This window comes from Nocardia sp. NPDC059195 (genome assembly GCF_042754695.1).
Classification (GTDB): domain Bacteria; phylum Actinomycetota; class Actinomycetes; order Mycobacteriales; family Mycobacteriaceae; genus Nocardia.
The window spans coordinates 103202-126094 of record NZ_JBHZBG010000014.1 but is presented as its reverse complement, the minus strand read 5'-3'; the positions used below and the strand labels follow the sequence as shown (position 1 = coordinate 126094).

The window sequence follows — 22893 nt, the reverse complement described above, 5'->3', positions numbered from 1 at the left end:
CGTGCTAGCGATCTTGTGGCTACCACGCAAAGGTAGCTCCGAACTCTCCGAACCGTTGCCAGGACGAGAAGTAATCATGCTGGTGGTGGCGATGCTCGGCGGTAGTCGTGATCGAGACGAAACCCGGTGATGAACAGTCAGTTCGGGCGGTTGGCGGCTCGGCGGGCGGTGCCTCGGTGGGCGGGGATCGTGGTGGGGTCTTCGGGCCAGGCGTGTTTGGGGTAGCGGCCGCGCAGGTCGGCGCGGACTTGGGGCCAGCCGTTCTTCCAGAAGGAGGCCAGGTCGGCGGTGACGGCGACGGGGCGCTGGGCCGGGGAGAGCAGGTGGAGCAGGATGGGGGCGCGGCCGTCGGCGAGGGTGGGCGGGTCGGTCCAGCCGAAGATCTCCTGGACTTTGACCGCGAGGATCGGCTGGTCGGCGGAGTAGTCGAGGCGGACGCGGCTGCCGGAGGGGACTTCCAGGCGTTCGGGGGCCAGTTCGTCGAGGCGGGCGGCGGTGGGCCACGGGAGTAGGCGGCGTAGGGCGGCGCCTGCGTCGATGCGGGCGAGGTCGGAACGGCGGCGGGCGGTGGACAGTTCGGGGCCGAGCCAGATGTCGAGATCGGCGAGGAGCGCGTCGCTGTCGACAGCGGGCCATGGTGCGCCGAGGGTGCGGTGCAGGAAGTCCAGACGTTGCCGCAGGCCCCGCGCATCATCACTCCAGCGCAGCAGGTCCAACCCCTCCGACCGAAGCCCTTGCCGCACAGCCTGTTCCACCAGCGCTCTGTCGGGCTGACGTAGCGCCTTCTCCGACAGGATGATCGCGCCCAACCGCTCCACCCGCCGAGCCACCACATCACCGCCATCCCACCGCACCTCATCGGCCTCGACCACCAACCCAGGTGCGGCCTCCCGAGCGAGTTCCTCATCGGCGATGGCCGCCAGGCGGATTCGGCCCTCTGCCCGACCGGGATCGCGATCAGCGATCGCCACCGCAAGCCACTCCGCCGCGGCCAGCCCCGAACCCGGCGGCTGTGTCACCGCGGTACCGCCCGCCATGAGATACGTGGACGACCCAATCGACCGCCGCCGAGCCAACCGCTCCGGCTGCGCCAGCGCGATCAACAACGCCGCGACATCCCCTCCATACCCACCACTCTCGTTCCCTGCCCCGCCGACGACACGATCGCGCCCACCCGGTCGATCTGCCGCCGAGCCGATGCTCGCCGTGTTCGACGCGTCTGACGAGACATCGATCTGTGTCCCACTGGCGCTCGGCCGGTCACGCCGACCCACTCCGGGCGAAGCATCAGCCTGCGCACGGCGCCCACCTGATCCGGCATCAGACCGGGCGAGCTGGTCGTCGGTGTTCGCGACGAGTCGCGTCAGTCGTTGCACTTCGCGGGTCCAGCGGGGTGGGCGTTCCGAGCGCAGGGTGCGCAGGGCCGCTGTCGCGTCGATGCCGGGGGCGAGGGAGTCGTCGTCCATCAGGACCACCATCTCGGCGGCGGCTTTCGCGCCGACTCGTGCGGCGCCGTCGAGAAGGGCACGGGCCAGCCGGGGGTGCAGGCCGAGGTCGGCCATTGCTTTGCCACGGGGCGTGATGTGGTCGGAATCGCCGAGGGCGCCGAGGGCGCGCAGGACGGTTCGGGCCGCGGCGAGGCCACCCGCCGGTGGGGCGTCCCACCAGGCGAGGCCGGTGCCGTCGGGGGTGCCCCAGCAGGCCAATTCCAGTGCGAGGCGGGTGAGTTCGGCGGTGCGGATCTCGGGTTCGGGGTAGGCGGGCAGGGTTTGGTGTTCGTATTCGGGCCAGCAGCGCCAGGCGTGGCCGGGCGCTTCGCGGCCCGCGCGGCCTGCGCGCTGTTCGGCGACCGCCGCCGAAACACGCACTGTCGCAAGGCCGGACAGGCCGCGCCGGTGGTCGACGCGGGACACCCGGGACAGGCCGGAGTCGACCACCGCGCGCACGCCGGGGACGGTGAGGCTGGATTCGGCTACGGCAGTGGACAATACGACTCGCCGTCGCGATCCCGGCCGGAGCGCGAGATCCTGGGCCGCACCCGCGAGCCTGCCGTGCAGCGGAACCACGTCGACCCCGTCGAGGTCGCGCAACAGCCCTGCCGTGCGGTTGATCTCGCCGACGCCAGGCAGGAAGACGAGCACATCACCGTCGATGGTCGCCAGCGCACTGCGGGTAGCCCGCGCGACCTGCGCTTCGATCCGCTCGCGAGGCAGAGCCGAAACATAGTCGACCTCAACCGGATAGGTCCGCCCGCGTACTTCCAGAACCGGGGCACGCGACCGGTCGACCGAGGTCGCCCGTTCCACCGACACCGAACTCCCCTCGGCCCGATCCGCTCCACCACCGACCCCAGCCCTACCAGCCACAGCTCCACCACCGTCCGCACCCGGCCCAGCCGCAGCTCCACCGACCGCACCCGGCCCAGCCGGAGTTCCGCCTCCGTCCGCGCCCTGCTCAGCTCCTCGCCCGGTCTCCCCTGTGCCGAGCAGTTGTGCCAACCGATCCGCAGCCACTGTCGCCGAGGTCGCCAGCACCCGCAGATCCGGCCGCAACCCCGACCGCGCGTCGAGCAACAGCGCAAGCAGCAGATCGGCGTCCAGATGCCGCTCGTGACATTCGTCGAGCACCACCGTGCCGACCCCGGCCAGCTCCGGATCGCTCTGCAACCGCCGCACCAACAACCCCGAGGTCACCACCTCGATCCGCGTCCGTGCCCCGACCTTCCGATCCCCACGCACCGCATACCCGACGGTCTCCCCCACCCGCTCCCCCAGCAGCGCCGCCATCCGCGCAGCCGCCGCCCGCGCGGCCAACCGCCGAGGCTCAGCCACCACGATCCGCCCCGACGACCCCGCCGCCAGCGCCAACGGCACCAACGTGGTCTTACCGGTGCCCGGCGGCGCGACCAACACCGCGACCCCGCGATCGGCCAGTGTCGCGGTGATCCGCTCCAGCGCCGGTCGCACCGGAAGGTCGGGAAGTTCGGGAAGCTTCATCACCGACCAGTCTGCCGCTCCGCCAACACGGCTCCCCAACCGCCCAACGACCGGCCATCCGGTCACGCCGCGCCCGAACATCGCAACGAGCAAACGTAGTTGACCTGCGCAACGATCACCTCTAGCATGTAGCTACCAACCCAGTCCTCACGTAGGGCTGGGTCTTTTTTTGCCCGACTAACGGACAGTCGGTGGCGGGGCGCTCATTCACACTGCAACTTCGGTGGGGGGAATCATGCGGGTCGGCGTGTACATCGATGCATTCAATTTGTACTACGGCATGCGAGGAATCTGCGGCCGGGGAACCTCCGGCTGGCGGTGGCTCGACGTGCGTGCACTCGCAGAATCATTGTGTGGTTGGCGGGGATCGACCGTCCACCGTGTGGTCTATTGCACGGCGCGAGTCGATCCGAAGGACAACCCTGACGCGCACCGCGATCAAAGCGTCTATCTCAACGCGGTTCAGGCGAACGGGTCCATCGACGTCCTCGAGTTGGGTCGTTATGTCGCCTGGCCGAAATCAGCACCACTCGCACGCTCCAACAAGTCCGGCCAAGCTGAGCTGGTCATCGCGAACGGAAAGCAAGAGTGGTCGTCAGATCTGCCGATCCGCTCCGCCACCAACCCACATGGCGACGATGTACTGATGGCGACCGTACGAATGCGAGAAGAGAAGGGCTCTGACGTCAACGTGGCCACCCATTTGCTGACCGACGTGTTCTGCGGGCAGGTCGACGGTGCCATCGTGATCTCCAACGATTCCGATCTGGCGCTACCCGTACACACCGCACGACAGCATGTACCGGTCGGGACGGTGAATCCCAGTTCGCGACAGCTCGCGGGCGCGCTGCGTGGCACCGCAACGGAAGGCGCCGGCCGACACTGGTGGGCGCGGCTTTCCGCTCAGCACTATTACTCGTCGCAACTGCCAGATCCGGTGGATAGCCACTGGCGAAAACCGAAGGGCTGGTAGGCGTAACCGTCTGCCTTCCCAGGTGACCGATCGCTGGTTACGCTGCGGGAGATGAGCATCGAGTTCGCGTTGACCACGCTTGTCATCGTCGCCACGCCGGGAACGGGCGCCCTTTTCACCCTCGCGGCCGGGCTTTCCCGGGGAGCGAAGGCGAGCGTGATCGCGGCCTTCGGCTGCACGGTGGCGATTGTTCCGCACATGATCGCGGCGATCACGGGCCTGGCCGCGCTGTTGAACACCAGCGCGATCGCGTTCCAGACCTTGAAGTATCTCGGTGTCGCGTATCTGCTGTACATGGCGTGGAATACGTTGCGGGACAAGGGCGCACTCGCGATTCCGACGGTAGGCGCCGAGGCGCGACCTTCGGCGCGGCAGGTCATCACCTCGGCGGTGCTGCTGAATATCCTGAACCCGAAGGTGACGATCTTCTTCTTCGCGTTCCTGCCCCAGTTCGTCCCGACCGGCGCACCGAACGCACTGGGTCGCATGCTCGAGCTCAGCGGGTTGTTCATGCTGGTCACGTTCGTGGTGTTCGCGGGTTATGGGGCAGTCGCCGCCGCGATGCGCACCTATGTGCTCTCGCGCCCGGTGGTGGTCCAGTGGATGCGGCGGGTGTTCGGCGTCTCGTTCGTGGCCCTCGCGGGACGCCTCGCGGTTCAGAACCAGTAGACACAGCAGTGCGGGCCCCGGAATCCGAGGCCCGCACTGTCGATCGAAGGTTACCCGCGGCGCGCGGCCACAGCCTCGGCCAAACGGTCGAGCTGGGTGGCGGTGGTGTTCCAGTCGATGCACGCGTCGGTGATGGACTGGCCGTAGGTCAGGTCATCGGCCTTACCGAGGGTCAGATCCTGGCGACCCGCGACGAGGAACGACTCCAGCATCACGCCGACCACACCCTGCTCGCCCGCGGCGATCCGGTCGGCGATGTCGGTGACGACGTCGACCTGCTTGTTGTGGTCCTTGTTGCTGTTGCCGTGGCTGGCGTCGACGACCAGGCGCTGGGCCAGCGACGACTTCTCCAGGCGCAGCTTGGCCTCGGCGCAGGACGCGGCGTCGAAGTTGGTGCCGTTGCTGCCGCCGCGCAGGATGACGTGGCAGTCGGGGTTGCCCGAGGTGCGGATCAGCGCGGAGCGGCCGTCGAGGTCGGTGCCGGGGAAGACGTGGCTGGCGGCGGCGGCGCGCACACCGTCGACCGCGACCTGCACGTCACCGTCGGTGCCGTTCTTGATGCCGACCGGCATCGACAGCGCACTCGAGAGCTGCCGGTGGACCTGGCTGGCGGCGGTGCGGGCACCGATCGCGCCGTAGGAGACCAGGTCGGCGATGTACTGCGGGGTGATCGGGTCGAGGAACTCACACGCCACCGGCAGGCCGAGGGCGGTGATGTCGACCAGCACCTTGCGGCCGATGCCGAGGCCGGTGTTCACGTCGAACGAGCCGTCCAGGTGCGGATCGTTGATCAGACCCTTCCAGCCCAGCGTGGTGCGCGGCTTCTCGAAGTACACGCGCATCACGATGTGCAGCCGGTCGCTCAGTTCGGCGGACTTCTCGGCCAGCTTGCGGGCGTATTCCAGCGCGGCGGCGGGGTCGTGCACCGAGCACGGGCCGACGATCACCATGAGGCGGTCGTCGTCGCCGTTGAGCACGTCGACGGTGGCCTTGCGGCCCGAACGCACGGTGTCGGCGAGGTCGTCGGTGATCTGGTGGACCATGCGGACCTCGGCGGGCGAGCGCAGAGGGCTCACGCTGAGGGTGCGCTGGTCGTCGAGGTCAGAATGCCGCGAGTCGACATCGGCTGCGGTGGTCATGAGATGTGGGTCCTTTGCGTTAGGAGGCCGACCCACGGAAATCGCTACCGTCGAGCCGGGCGTTAATCCGGCTCGAGGTGGAGGAAGTCAGCGCGCAGGGTCGCAGACCGGCCCACCCAGGGCCGGATAGCTAAACCAGAAATATGCGCGCTGCATGCCGTGGACTGTACCACCGGTAAAACGCCGAAAGGTCGGCCATGGTTGCCCGGAGTGTGGACCGTCACATCGCGCCACTCGTCCGAGGAAAGAAATCGGCCCGGTGGAGCAGGTGCTCGGCCTGCCCGCGCGCACGTTCGCGCAGTGGGCGGCCGAGCACGGGCACCGATTCCGCTGAGCCGTCAGCCCCACTGGCCGGGCACATAGTCCCCGGCGGGGGTGTGGGCGATGGCGTTGAGGCGGTTCCAGGCGTTGATCAGCGCGATGGCAGCGATCAGGGCCGCGATCTGGTCGTCGTCGTAGTGCAAGCGGGCCTGGTCGAAGGTGTCGTCGCTCACGTGGCCGCCGTCGGCGGTGCGGGTCGCTTCCTCGGTGAGGGCGAGGGCGGCCCGTTCCGCCTCGGTGAAGACATTGGCCTCCCGCCAGGCGGCGACCAGGTTGATCCGCACCGGGGTTTCGCCCGCGTGGGCGGCGTCCTTGGTGTGCATGTCCACGCAGTAGCTGCAGCCGTTGATCTGCGAGGCCCGGATCTTCACCAGTTCGTAGGTGGACTTGGGCAGCGGCGAATCGTCGATGACCTTGCCCGCCATGCTCATTCGCTTGCTGAAGCTCGCGGTGATGGCGTTGCCGTAGAGGTTGAAGCGCGCTTCCATGATGGCTCCTTCGTCGTGGGGTTCATAGAGACGACGAGGTAGCCGTTCGCGGTGTGACGCCGTGTGACATCGATCACCGAATCAGATCAGGCCGCAGAGCTTCTCGGAGAGTTCCCACAGTTCAGCCGCGACCTTGCGGTTCCTTGCCGTCGGCGCGATGCCTGCCCGGGCGGGGTTGCCGCGCAGACCGAGGAAACCGTCGGGGCCGTAGAACGCGCCGGGCACCACATCGGCGGTGGCGGCGAACAGGGTGGGCAGCGCGCCCTGTTCGGCGGTCGGGGCGAGCGTGCGGTTGCCCAGCCACATGAGTGCGTCCTGGATGGACTCGGTGTGCGACATGAGTTCGGTGGCGGCGTAGCCGGGGTGCGCGGCCACCGAGATCACCGCGGCACCCTCACCGGCCAGGCGACGCTGGAGTTCACGGGCGAACATCAGGTTGGCCAGCTTGGACTGGCCATAGGCGAGCCAGCGGTCGTAGCGGCGCTGCTCCCAGTTGGGGTCGGCAAGGTCGATCTTGCCGATGCGGTGCGCGACGCTCGACACCGTGACCACGCGGTCGGTGATGCGGTCGAGCAACAGGTTGGTGAGCGCGAAGTGACCGAGATGGTTTGTGCCGAACTGCATTTCGAAGCCGTCGGCGGTGCGGCGCAGCGGCAGGGCCATCACGCCCGCGTTGTTGATCAGCACGTCGACGCGCTCGATCGAATCGGTGAAGGCGCGCACCGAATTCAGGTTCGCCAGGTCGAGTGCGCGGACCTCGGTCTCGCCGGGCATCCCCGCGGCGACCCGCTCCGCCTTGGCGACATCGCGACAGGCCAGGATCACGGCCGCACCCGCCCCGGACAGCGCACGCGCGGTGGCGGCGCCGAGACCACTGTTGGCACCGGTGACGATGATCGTGCGGCCGGTCTGGTCGGGCAGGTCAGCGATAGTCCACTTACTCACTGGCGGAAGTCTAGCAACGCCGGGGGAATGCGCGAATCGGCAAGTGCCGGTGCATAGTTCGCACCCAGCACCACCGCGCACCGGCCCTGGCGAGCGCGCCTGGCGAACATTTCGGCACCGGCCGGAATCGGCACCCCGAGTGCGCGGTGGTGTGTGGTCATCACGACTGCGCCAGGACCTCTTCGTCGGTCATCGCGGCGACTTCCAGATACATCGTCGCGACCAGCTCGAGCCTGCCCGTGTCGCCGGAGTCCTTCTCCCGCTCCAGCATTCGCGCCGCCAGCGCAGCGACACTGCGGGCGGTGAACAGGTCGGCGACGACGGTGTCGGGGGCGTCGAGCCATTCGCGGATGCGGGCGACGGCGGTGGTGGCGAGCACCGAATCGCCGCCGAGGGCGAAGAAATCGTCGGTGACACCGATCTGCTCGGTGACCAGCACCTCGGCGATGACCGCGGCGAGCGCGCGTTCGAGATCGGTGCGCGGTGCGACGAATTCCTCAGTGCCCTCGCCCTTCTCGAGGACGGCGCGAATGGCCTTACGGTCCGGCTTGGCGTTCGAGGTGAGCGGCAGCTCGGCCAGCAGTTCGAGCCGGGTCGGCACCATATAGACCGGGACCAGCTCGGCGGTCGCGGCGAGCACCACGTCGACGTCGAGAACCACGTCCGGGGTCGGCACCACCAGCGCGACCAATTTCGGCGCGGCCGTACCGACCACCGCGGCGACCGCGTGGCGGATACCGGGCACAGCGCGCAATGCGCTCTCCACCTCGCCCAGTTCCACCCGGTAGCCCCGGATCTTGACCTGGTGGTCGGCGCGGCCGAGGAATTCCAGGCCGCCGTCGGGCAGGTAGCGGGCCAGGTCGCCGGTGCGGTACCAGCGCAGGCCCTCGTGGGTGACGAAACGGTCGGCGGTGCGCTCGGGGTCGTTGCGGTAGCCGGCGGCCACGCCGTCACCGCCGATCCACAGTTCTCCGCTCACCCAATCGGGGCAGTCATTGCCCGCCGGGCCGACGACACGGCACTGCACATTGCGCAGCGGGGTGCCGTAGGGCACGGCCGTCCACTCGGCGGGGACCCGCCCCTCGACGACCTCGCAGATGGTGGAGTGGATCGCGGTTTCGGTGGCGCCACCGAGCCCGGCGAAACGGCTGTTCGGGGCCACCGCGGCGAGGCGCGCGGGGAGCGCGACGTCGACCCAGTCGCCGCCGAGAATCACCGTACGCAGCGATGTCAGCGGCGCCGACGGTGCGGCGGTAGCCGGTGCGGTCCGAGCGTCGTCGGCGACCTGCGCCGAACCCGAAACATCCGTGGCTCGGGGCGAGCCCGCAGCACCCGAGCCACGGGTGCTGGGCGCGGCGGTGAGCAGCATGTCCAGCAGGCTCGGGACACAGTTGAGCAGCGAAATCCGGTGGCGGCGAATGAGTTCGACCCACACGGCAGGGTCGGTGCGCTGCGCGTCGTCGACGGTGACCACCGCACCACCTGCTGCGAGCAGGCCGAAGATGTCGTAGACGGAGAGGTCGAACTCGAGGGCAGACAGGGCCAGCGCGCGGTCGGCGGGGCCGAGGTCGAAGCGTTCGTTGAGGTCGTCGATGGTGTTCATGGCGGCGCGGTGCGGCACCTCGACACCCTTGGGCTTGCCGGTGGAGCCGGAGGTGAACAGCACGTAGGCGATGTTCTCCGGGTCGCCGAAAAGCGGGCGCGCCAACGGTTCCGCGTGTGTGCGCGCCTGCGCCAGGTCGATCGCCCGCGTGTCCGGGATCTGCGCACCGCCCACGGTGAGCACGGCGACCACGCCCGCGGTGCTGAGGATTTCGGCGCGACGGGCGGCGGGCTGATCGAACCCGATCGGCACGTACACCGCGCCTGCCGCGAGCACCCCGAGCACCGCGACGATCTGGTCGGGGCCCTTCGGGAGCTGCACCGCGACCGAATCACCCGGCGCCACACCGACTTCCCGCAACGCACCGGCCACGGCCAGCGCGTCGGCGGCCAGCGCGCCATAGGTCAGCTGTCCCGCGGGCTCCCACAGCACCGCGGGCGCGGACGGATTCGTCGCCGCGTTCGCGAAGAACCCGGTGTGCAGCAGCCCGCCGGTCACCGGCCCCGCGGTGGCGTTCACGCGCGCCCGAGTAGCGGCCTGCTCCACCGGAATTCGCACGCCGGCCTCGGCCTGCCACCCCGCTCCCCCGGCGAACCGCGCGCGTTCGGTTGAGTCAACCGGAACTTCCGCTGCTTCGGTGGGTACGACCGGCAGCGTCGCCGAGGTCACGCCGTCCGCCACCTGCGGCAGGTGGGAGCCGTTGGCGACCGCGCCATTCGAAGACACCTGGGCCGGCGCAGGCTCGAGCGATGCCTCGGCAGGCTGGCCGCCGAGGCGTTCGATCGCTTCGATGTAGCGGGTGAACATGGCGTCGACCATGCCCGCGGGGAAGGCGGATTCGCGGATGTCCCAGTTCAGCAGCAGACCGCCGCGGACCTCGGTGATCTGCGCGTCGAGGAGGACCTGCGGGCCCTGCGAGATGATCCACGCGGGGTCGCCGAAGGTGTCGGTGACGACGTCGGGGAAGAGTTCGCCGAGGTTGAGGGCGCTGGTGTAGACGATAGGAGCCAGCACCGGTTCGCCGCGGTGACGGCCCAGGTCGCGCAGGACCTCCAGGCCCGAGTACGCGGAGTGCGCGCCCGCTTCGTGGAGGCGTTGCTGCAGGGCGCGGGCACGGTCGGCGACGGTGGCGGGCTCGGTGACATCGACTTCGAGCAGCACCGAGGAGGTGAAGTCACCGACGACACCGTCGACCTGCGGGTGCACCGGTTCACGGTGGAACAGGGGCAGATTCAGCAGAAAGCGGCGCTGCGCCGACCAGCCGCCGATGGTTTCGGCGAACACCGAGGCCAGCGCCATCGCCGGGGTGATGCCGCGGGCGTGCGCGGCATCGAAGACCTGCGCCTTGGCGTGCGGCGAGAGCCACCGGTGCAGGCGGATCGTGCGGTTCGGGTCCGAGATGTGCTGGGCCGATGGAAGTTCCGGCGCACCGGGCAGCTCGCCGAGGCGGTCTTGCCACCAGGCGCGATCACGGGCCCGTTCGTCGGCGAGAGCGGGAATCGAGCGCTCGTCGCCGGCGCGCTGCTGGTGGTTCGCGGCAATGCCCGGATGGCTGGAGGCAGCACCCTGCGCCTGGTCGGCAGGGATGTTCAGCTGGTCGGCAGGGACGTTCAGCTGGTCGGCGGCGGTGCCCGGACGGCGGTTGTCCGGCTGGTGCTCGGCCAGGTACTGGCGGAAGGTGTAGTCCTGGGGCGGTAGCTGTTCGCCGTGGTAGAGCCGGGCAAGGTCGGTGATGAGGATGCGGTAGCTCATCGCGTCGGCGGCGAGCATGTCGACATCGAGGTGCAGGCGGGTGCGGCCATCGGCGAGGCGGGTGAGCGCGATATCGATCACCTGACCGTCCTCCACCGCCATCCGCTGATGCGTCCGCGCGCTGCGCAACTCCCCGAGGCGCTGCTCGGCCTCCTCGGCGGATGCCTCGCGCAGATCGGTCACGCCGAACACCGCCCGGCCGGGCCGGTCGAGGGTCTGCTGGGTGCCGTCGGGCAGGAACCGGGTGCGCAGCATGGGATGGCGCGACAGCAGCTGCTCGACCGCCTGCTCGAGCCGCTCGGGATACACATCGGCGCCATCGAATTCGACGTAGAGATGTGCCGCGACACCACCGAGCTCCTGCGCGTCGGACCGCCCGATCCAGTACGCGTGCTGCATGGGCGCGAGCGCGAACGGGGTGCCGTCATCCGGGACGAGCACGGATTCGGTCGCGGTGGACTGGACGCCGTCGACACCTGCTGTCGTGCCGATCGCGGCGGCGCCGGGTGCCCCGCCCCCGATCGCCGCTTCGGCAGCAGCGACGTCGGCGGCCGGGGAAGCCACGGTCGACTCGTCGGCACCAATCGCCGCGAGGTCATCGGGGTCCGCCCCGTTGAGCAGGGCGTGCCAGGCGTCGACAGTGGGATGGGCGGCCAGGAGGGCGAAGTTCACGGCGATGCCGCGCTTGCGCCAGGCGCCCGCGAGCTTCATGGTGCGGATGGAGTCGAGGCCGAGCTGGATCAGGTCGTCGGCCTCGGCGACGGCGTCGGGGGTGATGTCGAGATGGCGGGCGATCGCGGCGCGGATCTCGGCGCGGTCGATCCCGGCGCCGCCTGCGGGTGCTGTCTCCATCTGCCGATCACTCCTTGCTCGCCGCCCATCACCGGACGGATTCGGTACTGCCCGGCGGCAGCCTACTCCATTGAGATAGGGTTGCCTAACCTTTGCAAGTGTAGCGAGATCGAGTGAGGCAGTACGTGACGTCGACATCGGCAACCGGCCATCGCGAGGGCTACGTCCCGTTTCCCGACGCCGCGGCGCAGGAGTACCGGGCTGCGGGCTACTGGGCCGGGCGCACGCTCGGCGATCTGCTGCGCGACACCGCGCGCACCCAGCCTCAGCGTCCGGCTGTTCTCAGCGACTCCGGTGCTCAGTCCTACGCCGAGCTCGACGCCGCCGCCGATCGGATGGCGCACGGACTGCTCGCGCTCGGCATCAATCCCGGCGACCGGGTGATCGTGCAGTTGCCGAACATCCCCGAGTTCGCGACGGCGCTGTTCGGACTGCTGCGCGCGGGCATCATCCCGGTCCTCACCCTGCCTGCGCACCGCCGCGTCGAGATCGAGCACCTGGCCGCACTCTCGGAGGCCGTGGCCTACCTCATTCCGGAACGGCTCGGCGATTTCGATTACCTCGAGCTCGCCGCGACTGTGCGGCGGGCGGTGCCGAGCTTGCGGCACGTCTTGGTCGCCGATGATCCGGGGACGCCGGAAGGTGCCGCTCAGTCGCACCGCCGGGCCGCCGTCGACGGCAGTCGGGTCGGGTTCGTCGCCCTCGATTCGGTTGCCCGCGATGGTGATTCGCTGCCCGATGTCGACCCGTCCGAGATCGCGGTGATGCTGGTCTCCGGCGGCACTACCGGCCTGCCGAAGCTGATCGCCCGCACCCACGACGACTACGTCTACAACGCGACCGCCAGCGCGCAGGTCTGCGAGCTCACCCCCGATGATGTCTACCTCGCGACTCTGCCTGCCGCACACAACTTCCCGCTGGCCTGCCCCGGCATCCTCGGCACCGTCGCGACCGGCGGCGCCATCGCCTTCACCCTCGACCCGAGCCCCGAAGCCGCCTTCGCCGCGATCGAGAAGCACCGGGTGAGCGTCACCGGTGTCGTCCCACCGCTGGCCCAATTGTGGAGTGCGGCCGTGGATTGGGAAGACGCCGACCTGAGTTCGCTGCGCCTGCTGCAGGTGGGCGGGGCGCGACTGGCCGAGGTGAACGCCCGCGAGGTCGAGCCCGCGTTGCAGTGCACCTTGCAGCAGGTGTTCGGGATGGCCGAGGGGCTGCTCAACTACACCCGTCTCGACGATGACAAAGAACTGGTGTGCACCACCCAGGGCCGACCGCTGTCGCCCGCCGACGAACTGCGTGTCGTGGACGCCGACGGCGACGATGTCGCCCAGGGCGAGGAAGGCGAACTGCTCACCCGCGGCCCCTACACGCTGCGCGGCTATTACCGTGCGCCCGAGCACAATGCGCGCGCCTTCACCCCCGACGGCTTCTACCGCAGCGGCGACCTCGTCCGCCAGCTGCCCAGCGGCCACCTGATCGTGAGCGGCCGGATCAAGGACGTGATCAACCGCGGTGGCGAGAACATCTCCTGCGATGAACTCGAGGAGCACCTGCTCGCCCACCCCGCGGTCCGCCACGCCGCCGCGGTCGGCCTGCCGGATGCCTCGCTCGGCGAAAAGGCCTGCGTCGTCCTGGTTGTCACCGGAGACCTGCCGACCCTCGGCGAGATCAAAACCTTCCTCACCGAACGCGGCCTGGCCACCTACAAGCTCCCTGACCTTGTCCGCCAGGCGGATTCACTGCCGATCACCGCGGTCGGCAAGATCGACAAGAAGGCGCTGGTCCGCCTCTTCGCGACGCATGGCCAGACCTAGGCACAGGGTTGGTTTGTGTTGGCGGCCAGACAGTGGATCGGTTAGCCCGTTTCCGGTGAGTTACCGACGTTCTCACCGGAAGGGTTATCGCCTACCTATCGGTAGGTAGGTATACTGAGGGTTTGCTGCCTTTTGCGAGGAGGGTCGACCACATGCCGCGCCAGCATGACACCCGCAGCCGGGCTCGTGACGAATTCGGGCGCAGGCTCGCCGAATTCGGTTACCTCGGAGTTTCTCTCGACGAGATAGCCAAAGCCGTGGACGTCAAGAAAGCCAGCCTCTACCACCATTTTCCCGGCGGGAAACCGGCCCTGTTCAGGGAGGTCGCGTTTGCCCACATCGAGGAGGCTTCCGCCATCCTGCGGGAGTCGCTCGCCGTACCAGACACTATCCGGGGCCAGTTGGTGGCACTGGTGGCCTCCTACGCTCGGGGCGTATACAACTCGACACTGAGCGATCAGATCTACCGTGCCACCCGGTACCTCGACGAGACTCAGCGGGCCGAGATCTCTCATGCCTATGTGCGCGGTCTGATCGAGCCGGTCGCCGATCTGATGGCCACCGCCATTGCCGCGGGTGAGCTGCGCCAGGCCGATCCCGGCTTCCTCGCTACGGCCGTCATGGAGCTCGCCGCCACTGCCGTACCCGTGCCGACTGATCTGGCGATGCCGCCCAGCCTGCGCTGCACGCCTCAACCTGTTGACCAGCTGATTCAGGACATCGTCGACCTCTTCCTTCGAGGCGCGGCCTCCGATCGGTAGCTCGGCGAGGGATTCGGCCGGGGCAGCCCCGTTCGCAAAACCTACCTATCGGTAGGTAGGATAGGGCGCGGACACGCGTATTTGCGTGCTCGAAGGCGGGAATGCGACGTGGAGGACGGCCGGTGCAGCAGGATAGAGCGGATGACGTCACGAAGTCGGTAGCGGCGGAACCGGACATCAGGCCGTGGCGGCGCACTGTGGTCCTGTTCCTCATCGGGCAGACGGTGTCGCTGTTCGGCTCGATGGTTGTGCAGTTCGTCGTTATGTGGTGGGTGACACTGGAGACTGGATCAGGATCGGCGGTAGCTCTCTACGCCGTCGCCGCCTTCCTGCCACAGGGGCTGATCTCGCTCTTCGGGGGCGTGCTCGCGGATCGAATGAACCGCCGGGTACTGGTAATGACCTCGGACGGCGTGATCGCCGCAGCGACCATGACCCTCGCGGTGCTCATGTCCACCGGCGTGGATGAGCTGTGGATCCTCCTGCTGGCGGTCGCGGTCCGCTCGGCCGGGGCCGGCTTCCAGACTCCGGCAGTGCAGGCGATGATCCCGCAATTGGTGCCGGCTGAGCAGTTGATGCGCGTCAATGGCGTCTTTCAAACCATCCAGTCGGCGATGGCACTGCTCGCGCCGGCCGCTGCTGGTGCGCTGTTCGCTGCCTTCGGGATCGTCCCCGTCTTCTTCTTGGATGTCATCACCGCCGTCATTGGGATCGGATTGTTGGCGCTGGTCGCCGTCCCCACGCTGGAACGGGCCCCTGGACAGGCAGCCGCCACCTACCGGCAGGACCTCGTCGAGGGCGCACAGTACATCCGCTCGCAACCGACGGTGCGCTGGTTACTAGTCCTCTATGCGGCGATCTTCCTACTTACCGTCGCCCCGTCGTTCGTCACACCACTCATGCTCATGCGCAGCTTCGGCTCGCAGGAATGGAAGTTGGCGGCACTGGAGATCGTCTTCAGCCTGGGCATGCTGCTCGGCGGCATCCTGATTTCCACCGGGCTGGCCGAACGCGCCCGAATGCGGCTGATCCTGGTGGCCGTCAACGGCTTCGGGATCGCTACCGTGGGACTCGGACTGAGTCCCACGGTGTGGGTCTTCTTCGGTTTCATGTTCGCGCTGGGGCTGCTGGTTCCGCCATTCTCGACCTCATTCATGACACTGCTACAGGAAACCGTCGAACCAACGATGCATGGGCGCGTATTCGGCTACGTCAGCATTGTGATGGCCATGGCCACACCGATCGGCATGGCGGTATTCGGCCCACTGGCCGACCTGGTCAGTATCCGTGCGATGCTTGTCGGCACCGGACTCACCATGATCGTCGTGCTCTCCATCGCGACCCGAACACCTTCGGGCCGAGCCGCTTTCGTCGCAACATCAGTTGTCCCGCAACGCCCCTCCGACACAGGTCACGCGAAGGCGGTAAAAGCCTTGACCACGTAAGGCGCTACGCTGCCCAGCTTTTCGCAGGTCTCCTCGAACTCAGCACCTCGAGCGCGTATTGTTGGCCCGGCCCAGGCGATAGGTCGCCGGCACGTCCACCGGGAACGGCAGCTCGACCTTGCGCGACAGAATCACCTTCTGATAGCTGCCGGACCGGATTCGGAAAGACGCCAGGCCCGGTCAGCCAACGAGGTTGACGATGCCGCGCACGGTGAACAGAGCGCCGAAGCCGAGCAGCACCGCCAAGGTCAGGGTTCTGCTGTGGGCGAGCATCCATGTTTCGAGTACGGCCAGGCCGCGTTCGGCGCGCTCACCGGCGGCCACGAAAATCGCGATCGGGATGATGAAGTCGGCCACGGCCGCGACCAGCAGGACGAAGGTGGCAATGAGTGCCGCACCGATGGTGACGGCCGAACTCGAGATGGCGCTCATACCCGAGAGCATGATGAACAGGTTGGGGTTGAGCACGCCCATCACCACCCCCAATGCGAAAGCTTTGCGTGGACCGGCGGAGTCGAGTTCGGCGAGCAGTCTCGGCCGTTCGGCGGTCGGTCGAGGCTTGCGGTACAGCAGCCAGCATCCGCCCGCCAGGAACAGCACACCTACGGTGAGTCCGGCGAAAGCGGATGCCCGCGAGGACGTGGCTGCCGGATCGGACGCACCGCCCAGGACGGCGGCCAGTGCGACGATGAAGTAGACGACCAGGAATCCGGTGCCGAACAGCGACGCGTTGCGGACCGGCTGCCGCGAACGCAACAGCAGCACACAGCCGATGACCGCGCCGGGCGTGATCATCAGGCCCACGATCTCGGGCAACAGCATGACCAGCAGACCACCCACGTCAGGACCTCCGTCGCTCGTTGATCCGAACCTCGGCGTCGGCGTAGGCCGACAACGTCGATTCGCCGATGGTGCTGGATGCCGGATAGAACTCGATCTTGATGCCTTGGCCGTCGAGCAGCTCGTCAGTCCACACCGCGCGGATCCGCGGATCGATACCGCTCAGATAGAGGCGTCCGCCCGTCGCGTCGAGGCGGCGCGCGTAGTCGGCGATGATGTGCAGGAAGGTCGAACTGACGCTGGCCCTGCCCCGCAGTCGCAGGATGACCACACAGTCCCTGGCGCCGGTAGGGTCGGGCAGCCGGGACTGCAGGGTGCGCGCGCCCGCGTAGAAGAGACTGCCGTACACGTCCAGGATCACGATCTCGTTGTCGGACAGGTGTTTCGGCACGATCGACTCGAGCAGGTGCTCACCCTCCACCCGCAGCCGAACGACCTTCAGGTCGATCGCCTCCTGGTTGAGCTGCATCAGCAGCGAGATCGCCACGCCGACCCCGACCGCAGCGGTTACCGGTAGCAGCAGGGTCGCGACGAAGGTGACGCCGAGCGCGGTGCGCGAGATGCTGCCGCTGCTCCAGATCGCGACGACCTGATCGATGTTCATCGAGCCGACCGCGGCGAACATGAGGATCGCCGCCAAGGTCGGCATCGGCACCCGGCCAACCACCCCGCTGAGCGCGACGAGGATCACGAGAATCCACAGTCCCGACCACATCCCCGCCCATCTGGTGCGCGCCCCGGAGCTCACATTGATCGCGGTCTGTCCCAGCGAGCCACCCACCGGCATGCCGCGAAACAGAGCGGCGAAGAGGTTGCCGATGCCCTGCGCGCAGAAGTCGCGGTCGGTCTTCGCGCGGGAACCGTCCGGGTTCGGCGCCGATTCGGCGACGCCGGTGCCTTGGACCAGCACGATGACGGTCACCGCGAGCGCCCCCGCGATCAGCGACGGCGACAACAAGCTCAGCTCGGGCACCTGCGGCAGGGGAAATCCGCGAGGAATTTCGCCCGCGTCCGACACCGTCGCCACCGAATCCCACCCGAGGGCGAGCACCAACGCGGTCGGCACGATGAGCCCGACCAGCGAGGCGACGGTCCGGAACCTGGTCCGCGCGACGGCGAAAAGCAGCAGGACCGCGAGACCACCGACCACGGCCGAGCGCCAGTCGATCTGGCGCGGATGCAACACCACGTGCAGTGCCTTCAGCGCGGCCACCGACCCTTCCGACGGCGCGCCGACGAGCACGGGCAGCTGCCCGAACACGATGTTCGCCGCGACGCCGAGCAGGAATCCCGTCATCACCGAATGCGAGACGAACCTTGTGTAGCGGCCGAGCCGCAGCACAGCGGCGACGAGCATGGCGATACCGGCGACCAAGGTCAGCACCACCATGGCGGCCGACCGCTCCTCGGGCGCGATGTCGGTGAGCACCGAACCCGCCGCCAGCGCAGACGCGCCGGTCGTGGTGACCACCATCAACCTGGTGCTGGTGCCGATGCCACCGAAGAATCGTCCGGCCAAGCTCGCGTAGAGCCCGTGTACCGGGCTGACCCCGGCCAGCAGACCAGCCGCCATCCCATCGGGGACACCGCCGATCCCGCCTGGCACACCCGCGACAACATCGGCCTTCGTCATGCGCTGACCCGCGAATGGGTTACGCATGCCACGCTCCTTCGGGCCCGCCGTATGGTTCAGGTCCGGCGATCATCCCAAGTCCGAATCGCGATGCGCATCATCCGAACCGGGTGAGGTCGGCGCCTGGCGGAGGAGACCGGATTCGACGGTTCACCCGAATCGGGTGAGGCGCCCGAGGGCGCTACGGCGCACCATCGCGGGATGGGATCAACACCTGTGCTCGGCCCGGTCGAATTCGTCGTCCTCGCCTTTCCCGGCACCACTATCGACTCGTCCGTCACTGACGCGGTCGCCGAGGTCGTCGGGAACGGGCTGATAACGCTGCTGGACATGGTGGTGCTGACGATGGACGAGGCGGGCACGATCACCGAATCCGAGATCGACGACAACCTGACCGAGGTGGGTCTCACGGGGCTCACCGCCGCCGATATCGACCTGGTCAGCGACTCCGATGTCGAAGTCGTGCGCGCGTCGCTGGAACCCGGGAGTACGGTCCTGATCCTGGTCTTCGAGCAGACCTGGGCCATGCGACTGGCATCAGCGGTACGCGGCGTCGAGGGCGAGGTCGCGCTGCAGGTGCCGGTACCCCGTGACGTCGTCGAATCCGCGGTATCCGCCGCGATGACGGCCTAGGAAGGAGCAGATATGCCGCTACGACGAGGCCGCATCGGGCGGCCGGGATTACTCGGGGCGATGGCGCGGACCGCGGTGGTCGCCGGCACTGCCACCGCCACCTCCAACGCGATCAACAACAGGGCCGCCAGACGCTCGGCCGAACACCAGGCATACGCCGACCAGCAGCAGGCATACACGCAGCAAGCGCCCGCGCAGCAGCCCGCCTACGCTCCCCCGCCCACGCCACCGACCACAGAACCGGAGGACATGGTCGGAAAGCTGAAACAGTTGAGCGAGCTGCATTCCGCCGGCGCGTTATCCGATGCCGAGTTCGCCGCAGCCAAGGCCCAGCTGCTCGGCTGACCAGCCAACGAACGACCAGCGCCGCGGAGCCGATCAGAGGCCCGCCGCGCCGGTCGTTCGGCATGCTCGCCGGTCACTGCTGGAGTCTGGCCCCGACTGTATGGACGACGACCACCTTCGGATCCCACGGCACGAGATCATTCACCGCGTCTTGCAACTCGGCGACCGGCGGCAACTGTTGGGGACCGAGCACCGAGATTGTCGCGATATCGCCCTGTACCGACACGTCGACGACCTGCGCGCCCGGCGCATCGCCCAGCCAGTCGCGCGTCGCGTCGCCGATCTGCCTCGCCCACAGGGTCGACAGCGAGTTGATCACCATCGGTATCGCCACCAGCACCAGCGCGGCACCCAGCACCAGATAGGCGCGACCCCGGCGGGCGGTCGATGCCTCGGCCTCCCCGGCGTAGCCCGAGATGAGCAGCACCGTTGTCACGGTGATGATCATGGCGACGACATTCGACGCGAACAGCACGAACGCACCGAGCGCGAGCGAGGGCGCCTGCGAACCCAGACATACCCCGACAACACCGAGCGGGGGCACCAGTGAAATCGCGATCGCGACACCGGGCAGCACATCACCGACGTCACGGCGCGTGATCGCGACCGCCGCTACCAGCCCGGTCGCCAAGGCCGCGGTCAGATCCATCAGCTTCGGTGACGTTCGTCCCACGACCTGCGCGTTCGACAGAACATTGACCGGATTCGGCAGTAACTGCGCGAACACGAACCCCAACACGACAACGACGACGACCCCCGCCAGCACCAGAATCAGACTGCGACCGACCAGCGCCGCTCGTCCGGTGACCACCCCGAGCGCCACACCGAGGATCGGAATCGACAGCGGAGCGACGATCATCGCACCGATCACTGTCGCGGTGGAGTCACCGATGACACCGGAAATCGCGATCACCGCGGACAGCACCAGCATGATCCAGAACGCCGACCGCTTCGCGGGAGCATCGCCGACGGACAGATCCAGCTTGTCGGTGAGCTCGTCCAACGAGCGACGCTGATCTGCGGGAACCAGAAATCCCAGCATGCGGCGATCCCTTCGTGGTCGACGCGGTGCGAATCAGGGTGTCACGATGGCGAAGTCCGGGTCGGGGGCATCCAGGTAGCCGACCAGCTCGGCCAGCTTGCCGGCGTCACCGTCGATGGAGACCCGGCCCGCCGAGACCATCTTCTGCAGATCCTCGCCACCGAGCAGGGCTGCCCGTAGATCCGATTCGCTGAGCGTGACCGTGAGCTCGGCGGCCGGTAGGTCGCCCTCGACATCGAAATGGACGAGCAGCCCGTTGCGTAGCTGAGTGCGATGCACATTCGCGGAATCGGCTATCCGCCAATCGATGACGATCGACGCCGACCATGCCCGCGGACCGTCTACCCGCAATGCGACGGCGTCGAACGCCTGCTCGACCGACAGCTCGGCCATGATGTCCGGCGCGGCGGTGACCGTCGGGGTGCCGACGCTGCCGTTGCGTAACTCGTAGGCGCCCATCAGGAAGAAATTGCGCCAGGTGCCATTCTCGGAACCGTAGCCGAGCTGTTCGAGCGTGTCGGCCTGCAACTCCTTTGCCTCGGCATTGTCCGGCTCGGCGAAAATCACGTAGTTCAGCACCTGGGCGACCCACCGGAAGTCGCCGTCCGCGTAGGACTTTCGCGCCTTGGCGACGACCTCGTCGGCGCCACCCATGAAATCCAGATGGCGACGGGCCGATTCGGTGGGTGGGTGCTGCCACAGAGTTGACGGATTGCCGTCGAACCAGCCCATGTACCGCTGGTAGATCGCCTTGACGTTGTGGCTGACCGAGCCGTAGTAGCCGCGGGTGGACCAGGACTTCTCGATCGCCGGAGGCAACTGGATCTCCTCGGCGATCTCGATCCCCGTGGCGCCCTTGTTCAAAGCCCGCAACGTCTGGTCATGCAGGTAGCCGTAGAGGTCACGCTGCACCGACAGGAACTCGGTGAGCCGTTCGGTCCCCCAGGTCGGCCAGTGATGGGAGGCGAACACGACGTCGGCGCGGCCCGCGTAGCGGTTGATCGCCTCGGTCAGGTACTTCGACCACACATGCGGGTCACGCACCAGCGCGCCACGCAGCGTCAGCAGATTGTGCAGGGTGTGGGTGGCGTTCTCGGCCATGCACAGTGCGCGCCGGTCGGGAAAGTAGAAGTTCATCTCCGAAGGGGCCTCGGTACCCGGCGTCATCTGGAACTCGATCCGGACCCCGTCGAGGATCACGGTCTGGCCGGTGTGGTCGATCTGCACCGTGGGCGCGATCAACGTCGCCATCCCGGTCGAGGTCGTCGCCCCCAGCCCGGCGCCGACGGCACCCAGTGGTCCGCGAGGCAGCGCCGCGCCGTACATATACGCCGCACGCCGCCCCATCGCGGTTCCGGCATAGACGTTCTCCTCGACCGCGTGCTCGGTGAATCCCACCGGGGCCAGAATCGGGCACCGGCCGGCGGCGACGTCCTGTTCGGTCGTCACACCTTTGACCCCACCGAAGTGATCGATATGGGAATGGGTGTAGATCACACCGGTCACCGGCCGGTCACCACGATGCTCGCGGTACAGCGCGAGCCCCGCCGCGGCCGTTTCGACCGAGATCAGCGGGTCGATCACGATCACACCGGTCTCGCCCTCGATCAAGGTCATGTTCGACAGATCGAGCCCACGGATCTGATAGATGCCGTCGGTGACTTCGAACAAGCCCTGCATCGCAACCAATTTCGACTGCCGCCACAAGCTCGGATTCACCGTCGGCGGGCACTCGTCATCGAGGAAGGAATACGCGCCGCTGTCCCACACCACCGCGCCGTCGTCGTTGCGCACCACCGCTGGCGACAACCGGGCGATGAGCCCTCGCTCAGCGTCAGCGAAATCCTGTGTGTCGTCGAAAGGTAGCGTGCGCTGCACGCTGTCGTTCGCGGCTTCGATGCTGGTGGAGGCTTCCTGCTGGGTTGTCATCAGATCCCTTCCACGAAATCGGTTGACCGCAGCATCACATCAGGAGGGGCAGGCGACCTCACCCTAAGCGGGTGAATTTCGCCCGACCAGGTTATTTCCCGGGCCACCCGCCGTTGCGGTCTCTCATGTCCGGCTCGTCGTCGCCGACCAGGTGCTCGATACCGAGCTTCTCGGCGAAAAGATGACGCTGCGTAATCCAGCCGAGGACTGAAAGACCCGCCCAGGCCAGGGTGGCGGTGACCTGCTGCCAGCCGGTTTCGGGATCGCGCAGGAACGACAGCGAGTCGCTGAACCGCGCGACACCGCTGCAGACCATGCTCGCGCCGCCGATCGAGGTCAACCACAGCAGCGCGCGGGCCCGGAACTTCTGCGCCAGGAACGCGCCCGCAACACCCATCGCGAGCGCGACGATCATGCTCAAGGCGAAGTTCTTGTCGCCGGGCTGCAAGACCGTCGCCAGTTTGGTGCCGATCATCACGCCGGTGAGACCGCCGATGAAATAGGCGGCGAAACGGAACACCAGCGAGGTGACCGCCCAGACCGACACCGCGCCGATCAGTCCGACCAACAGCAACCACCAGAAACTCGCGTTGAACAGGTCGGCGATCAGCCAGCCCAGACCGAATCCGATCGCGAGCAAGCCCAAGTTGACCGAGCGAATCCCGTAGAAGCACAACAGCGCTCCGACCAGGGCGACCAAAATGCCATTCATC

General features: G+C 67.8%; 17 protein-coding genes. 7 read left to right on the top strand and 10 right to left on the bottom strand.

The features are described from left to right. Positions 1-137 precede the first annotated feature (137 nt). Positions 138-2996: an ATP-dependent RNA helicase gene (locus ACFXKN_RS19645; protein WP_378967773.1), complete on the bottom strand. Its 2859-nt coding sequence runs from the start codon at positions 2994-2996 to the stop codon at positions 138-140. 235 nt (positions 2997-3231) lie between these two features. Between ACFXKN_RS19645 and ACFXKN_RS19640 the strand changes: the two genes are divergently transcribed. Both ACFXKN_RS19640 and ACFXKN_RS19635 read left to right on the top strand, forming a co-directional pair. After that, positions 3232-3969, top strand: coding sequence for an NYN domain-containing protein (locus tag ACFXKN_RS19640; protein ID WP_378967762.1), 738 nt, complete (start codon positions 3232-3234; stop codon positions 3967-3969). Positions 3970-4020: 51 nt separating this feature from the next. Next, positions 4021-4638 carry a LysE family translocator gene (locus ACFXKN_RS19635; RefSeq protein ID WP_378967754.1) on the top strand — a complete coding sequence of 206 codons (618 nt, stop codon included), beginning with the start codon at positions 4021-4023 and terminating at the stop codon, positions 4636-4638. Positions 4639-4688: 50 nt separating this feature from the next. On the opposite strand, the gene ACFXKN_RS19630 is transcribed toward ACFXKN_RS19635, so the two are convergent. The 4 genes from ACFXKN_RS19630 to ACFXKN_RS19615 all read right to left on the bottom strand — a co-directional run bounded on the left by ACFXKN_RS19630 (position 4689) and on the right by ACFXKN_RS19615 (position 11738). Continuing rightward, complete coding sequence (locus tag ACFXKN_RS19630) at positions 4689-5777, bottom strand: 3-deoxy-7-phosphoheptulonate synthase (protein WP_378967745.1); 1089 nt, start codon at positions 5775-5777, stop codon at positions 4689-4691. A 338-nt stretch (positions 5778-6115) separates the two neighbouring features. Next, complete coding sequence (locus tag ACFXKN_RS19625) at positions 6116-6586, bottom strand: carboxymuconolactone decarboxylase family protein (RefSeq protein WP_378967737.1); 471 nt, start codon at positions 6584-6586, stop codon at positions 6116-6118. Positions 6587-6667: 81 nt separating this feature from the next. Beyond that, entirely contained in the window at positions 6668-7531 is an 864-nt protein-coding gene (locus ACFXKN_RS19620; RefSeq protein WP_378967729.1) for an oxidoreductase, read from the bottom strand. Between the two features lie 160 nt (positions 7532-7691). Further along, positions 7692-11738, bottom strand: coding sequence for an AMP-binding protein (locus tag ACFXKN_RS19615; RefSeq protein WP_378967716.1), 4047 nt, complete (start codon positions 11736-11738; stop codon positions 7692-7694). Positions 11739-11863: 125 nt separating this feature from the next. Here ACFXKN_RS19615 and ACFXKN_RS19610 point away from each other — a divergent pair, with 125 nt between their 5' ends. The 3 genes from ACFXKN_RS19610 (at position 11864) to ACFXKN_RS19600 (ending at position 15758) form a co-directional block, all read left to right on the top strand. Beyond that, positions 11864-13552 (top strand): (2,3-dihydroxybenzoyl)adenylate synthase, encoded by a 1689-nt coding sequence (locus tag ACFXKN_RS19610; protein WP_378967697.1) that lies wholly within the window; start codon positions 11864-11866, stop codon positions 13550-13552. A gap of 122 nt (positions 13553-13674) precedes the next feature. Then, on the top strand, positions 13675-14313 hold the full coding sequence (locus ACFXKN_RS19605; protein ID WP_378967689.1) for a TetR/AcrR family transcriptional regulator: 639 nt from the start codon (positions 13675-13677) through the stop codon (positions 14311-14313). A 197-nt stretch (positions 14314-14510) separates the two neighbouring features. Next, on the top strand, positions 14511-15758 hold the full coding sequence (locus ACFXKN_RS19600) for an MFS transporter (protein WP_379433556.1): 1248 nt from the start codon (positions 14511-14513) through the stop codon (positions 15756-15758). Between the two features lie 180 nt (positions 15759-15938). Here ACFXKN_RS19600 and ACFXKN_RS19595 read toward each other — a convergent pair whose 3' ends face one another. Next, entirely contained in the window at positions 15939-16598 is a 660-nt protein-coding gene (locus tag ACFXKN_RS19595; protein WP_378967669.1) for a GAP family protein, read from the bottom strand. A gap of 1 nt (position 16599) precedes the next feature. Next, positions 16600-18258: a SulP family inorganic anion transporter gene (locus tag ACFXKN_RS19590; RefSeq protein ID WP_379433555.1), complete on the bottom strand. Its 1659-nt coding sequence runs from the start codon at positions 18256-18258 to the stop codon at positions 16600-16602. 174 nt (positions 18259-18432) lie between these two features. Here ACFXKN_RS19590 and ACFXKN_RS19585 point away from each other — a divergent pair, with 174 nt between their 5' ends. Together ACFXKN_RS19585 and ACFXKN_RS19580 are read left to right on the top strand one after the other, a co-directional pair. Further along, the gene (locus ACFXKN_RS19585) at positions 18433-18864 is read left to right on the top strand and encodes a DUF6325 family protein (protein ID WP_378967650.1); all 432 of its coding nucleotides are present in this window, start codon (positions 18433-18435) and stop codon (positions 18862-18864) included. A 12-nt stretch (positions 18865-18876) separates the two neighbouring features. After that, complete coding sequence (locus tag ACFXKN_RS19580; protein ID WP_379433554.1) at positions 18877-19209, top strand: SHOCT domain-containing protein; 333 nt, start codon at positions 18877-18879, stop codon at positions 19207-19209. A 73-nt stretch (positions 19210-19282) separates the two neighbouring features. On the opposite strand, the gene ACFXKN_RS19575 is transcribed toward ACFXKN_RS19580, so the two are convergent. From ACFXKN_RS19575 to ACFXKN_RS19565, 3 genes are all read right to left on the bottom strand, one after another. Further along, a complete protein-coding gene (locus tag ACFXKN_RS19575; protein WP_378967633.1) occupies positions 19283-20251 on the bottom strand; it encodes a DUF389 domain-containing protein in 969 nt (322 codons plus the stop codon). Positions 20252-20284: 33 nt separating this feature from the next. After that, entirely contained in the window at positions 20285-22180 is a 1896-nt protein-coding gene (locus ACFXKN_RS19570; protein WP_379433553.1) for an alkyl/aryl-sulfatase, read from the bottom strand. A gap of 91 nt (positions 22181-22271) precedes the next feature. Next, entirely contained in the window at positions 22272-22892 is a 621-nt protein-coding gene (locus ACFXKN_RS19565) for a DUF4203 domain-containing protein (protein WP_378967610.1), read from the bottom strand. Position 22893 lies beyond the last annotated feature (1 nt).